The organism is Neisseria sp. P0001.S005 (assembly GCF_051963715.1).
Genome location: NZ_JBQCTZ010000275.1, coordinates 1 through 3752, shown reverse-complemented (window position 1 = coordinate 3752; position 3752 = coordinate 1). Strand labels below are relative to the sequence as shown.

The 3752-nt window shown below is 50.2% G+C and carries 3 protein-coding genes; all 3 read right to left on the bottom strand.

From position 1 onward, the window contains the following. Positions 1 to 989, bottom strand: a 989-nt coding sequence (locus ACTHSP_RS18690) for a Na+/H+ antiporter NhaC family protein (RefSeq protein WP_440346655.1), incomplete at its 3' end; no start/stop codon positions are given. Positions 990 to 1122: 133 nt separating this feature from the next. Continuing rightward, positions 1123 to 2622: a DegQ family serine endoprotease gene (locus tag ACTHSP_RS18685; protein ID WP_314512673.1), complete on the bottom strand. Its 1500-nt coding sequence runs from the start codon at positions 2620 to 2622 to the stop codon at positions 1123 to 1125. Between the two features lie 245 nt (positions 2623 to 2867). Next, the coding region (gene hemA / locus ACTHSP_RS18680; protein ID WP_440346654.1) for a glutamyl-tRNA reductase at positions 2868 to 3752 on the bottom strand (885 nt) is incomplete at its 5' end.

Genomic DNA, 3752 nt, shown 5'->3' with positions numbered 1-3752 from the left:
CCCTGCCAAATGGCTTTAGGGTAATCGCTGGTTTTGATGGTGCCGATGGTGCAGAGGATGACGGCCAATACGCCGCAGGTGCCGCCGAACACGAGGGAAGTGTTCACATCGGTATTTTCAAACGCGCTGAGTAAAGAGAAGGTTTCAGAAGCTTGCGCGCCAGTGTAAATCATGGCGGAAACCGTGGCGACGATCAGTACCAAAACCGGCACAATCAGTGCAAATACACGGCCGTTGGGATGGCCTGTTTCAACGGTTTCATCATGAATTTCATTTAAAGCGGCGCGTTCCAAACTGGCCATGGAGCCGATATCGAAGGAGAACCAAGCCACGACAAACACCATAATCAATGCGAAGACGGCGTAGTAATTCATCAGGCTCATGGCCACGAATGCGCCCATTGGCGTGTAGTCTGTAATGTTGTAAGTTACCAAAAGGCCGGCCAAAGTAGCGATAATCGATGCGCCCCAGCTTGATACCGGCATCAAAACGCACATCGGTGCGGCAGTGGAGTCTAGGATATAAGCCAGTTTGGCGCGGGAAACTTTGAATTTGTCGGTTACAGGGCGGGCAATCGCACCGACGGCAAGACTGTGGAAATAGTCGTCAATAAAGGTAACGAATACCAGACAGGCGGTCAGCAGCTTCGCACCGCGACGGCCTTTGATGTGCTGTTTTGCCCAATCGGCAAATGCTTGGTTACTGCCGGAATGTGTCAGCAGGGAAGTGAAAATCCCCAAAAGCACCAAAAAGAGCAGGATTTTGGGTTTGCCCAAAGACCAATCACCGTCCGCCCAAGTCAGGCTGACAGCCATGTCTTTTAAGTGAACCAAGGCATCAAGTGGATTACCGCCTACCAGCAGGAATGAGCCGACGATAATGCCTACACCCAGGGACAGCAATACACGGCGCGTGGCAATGGCCAAGGCGAGCGCAATGGCTGCCGGGACGATGGATAAAATAGAATTTGAATAATTAATAAGTTGCATAATTATATTGTATATAAGCGGTGAAATATTTTCAGACGGCCTAAACTGGAAGACGGATAACAAAATACCCACCGCCTCTGACAGATGGGTATTTTATCATCTAACACATCATCATGCCGTCTGAAAAATCGGACTACTGCAGATTTAGCGCGAGGAACAAAGTATTGCCTTCGCGTTGTACCAAAAGCGGTACGTTTTTGCCTGCGCTTTCCAAGGCACTTCGGAAAGTGGATTCGTCATTGACGCTGATTTGGCTGACGGCAATAATTTCGTCGCCGCGTTTGAGGCCGGCACGTTCGGCCGCACCGCTAACGCGCAGAACGATTAAGCGTTGTTTGCCGTCTGCGTTTTCAACCTGCAAAGTCAGGCCTGCGTTTTCAACGGTAAATCCGTCATGGCCGCCATCGTGTTGCGGGTGTTCGGCTTCTTTTGCAGAAGTTTCCGTTTGTTCGGCTGCGCTGCCAAGTTTGACTTTGACATCAGTTTGTTTGCCGCCGCGCCAAATGCTCAAAGTCACTTCTTTACCCGGCATAATCGAGCCGACCATGACCGGCAAATCGCTGGAGGCGCGGACTTCTTCTCCGTTTACGCTGCGGACAATATCGCCGACTTGCAACCCGGCTTGTTGTGCCGCGCTGTTTGGCATGATTTTGGCAATCAGCGCGCCGCTTGCTTTGTCCAAACCGAAAGATTTTGCCAAATCGTAAGAAACTTCTTGAATAACCACGCCTAGTTGACCGCGTTGGACTTTGCCGTTGGCTTTTAATTGATCGGCCACATTCATGGCAACATCAATCGGAATGGCAAACGAAATGCCCATGAAACCGCCGCTGCGGCTGTAAATTTGCGAGTTGATGCCGACTACTTGGCCGCGGAGGTTGAATAGCGGGCCACCTGAGTTGCCTGGGTTGATGGCAACGTCGGTTTGGATGAACGGCGTGTAGTTTTCATTCGGCAGGCTGCGGCCTTTGGCGGAGACGATGCCGGAGGTTACGCTGTTGTCAAAGCCGAAAGGTGCACCGATGGCGGCTACCCATTCACCCGGTTTCAAATCTTTCGGATTGCCGATTTTGACAACCGGCAAGTCTTCTTGCGGCTCGATTTTTAAGAGGGCAACGTCGGATTGGGCGTCTGAACCGACCAGTTTGGCCGTGTATTCGCGTTTGTCGTTGAGCAGGACTTTAATATTGCCCATGCCGGCAACCACGTGGGTATTGGTCAGGATATAACCGTCTTTGCTGATAATAAAGCCGGAACCGAAATTCAAAGCGTCGCTTTCAGTATCTTCTTGCGGCATGTCGGGCATATTGGGAACAAGGCGCTTGAAGAATTCGTAAAACGGATCGTTGTCGGGGAATTGGCTCAGGTCCATGCTGTGGTCGTCATCCGGTGTCGCAGTGCGTTTCGCCGGTGTCGCTTGAATATTGACGACGGCCTGTCCTTCGTTTTGCACCAGTTGGGCGAAGTCGGGCAACAACATCCCGACTTTTCCTTCATCGGTATTGGTTTCAATGCGTTGAACGAGTTCTTTATTTTCGTCTTTGTCGAAAAAGGTGCTGACTTTGTCGCAACCTGAAAGAAGAGAAGCTGAGAGAACAGCAAGGGCCAGATATGTGTTTGTTTTAATATTCACGAAAGTTCCTTTTGCCGGTGCCTATCGTATTGTCGGCATGAGTTTGAGCCGGCAGGCAGTTTTATTGTTTGAATGCTGTTTAAATGTATAAAATAGGATTTTTACACTTTAACGGTTTTTTTTCAAGCATTTCATTTTAAATGAAAAAATGATGATTGGGATTTTATTGTTTTAAGGCCGTCTGAAAGCTTTGGAATATGACCTGTCGGTCGGTTCGCTTCTTTCAGACGGCCTTTAAATTGTGGTTAGTCGTGTTGATCCAAATGGTAGATCTGCGCCACGGCATCGATTAACTCGCTGTTGTCCGAGCCGGCTTTATTGAGCGTGCGTGTCGGAGAGTGGAGCAGTTTGTTGGTCAACTGAATGGAGAGGCGTTCGAGGACATCCTCGGCGGATACGCCTTTTGCCAGTTGCTTCATGGCATTTTCCAATACTTGGCGGCGCGCGCGTTCACCTTCGTCGCGCAAGGCGCGGATAAGCGGAACGCTTTGGCGGTTTTTCTGCAGGCGGATAAATTCGCTGACTTTTTCTTCCACCATGCTTTCAGCTGCTGCCGCTGCCTTTTTGCGCGCATCTTTACCGCTTTGGACAATGTCCATCATGTCGTCTACGGTATAGAGATATGCGTCTTCCAATTCGCCGACTTCGGCTTCGATATCGCGCGGAACGGCCAAATCCAGCAGGAAAACAGGCATGTTGTGACGTTTTTTCAATGCGCGTTCGACCATGCCTTTGCCGACGAGGGGAAGTTGGCTGGCTGTGGAAGAAACGACCACGTCGTAATCGTGCAAAATATCGGGTAATTCGTTCAGCAGGCAGGCTTCGGCGTTGACACCGAGTTTGTCGCACAATTCCTGCGCACGCTGGTGTGTACGGTTGGCAACGGTAATGAGCTTGGGATTTTTAGCGGCAAAATAAGTGGCCACCAGTTCAATCATTTCGCCTGCGCCGATAAAGAGGACGTTCAGATCGGAAATAGAAGGGAAAATTTGCTCTGCCATTTTGACCGATGCAGAAGCCATGGAGACGGAGTTTTCGCCGACGGCAGTGTCGGTACGCACTTCTTTGGCAACGGCAAAGGTTTTTTGAAACAGGGCGTTTAAGTGGGTATTGATGCTTTCCTGTTCTTG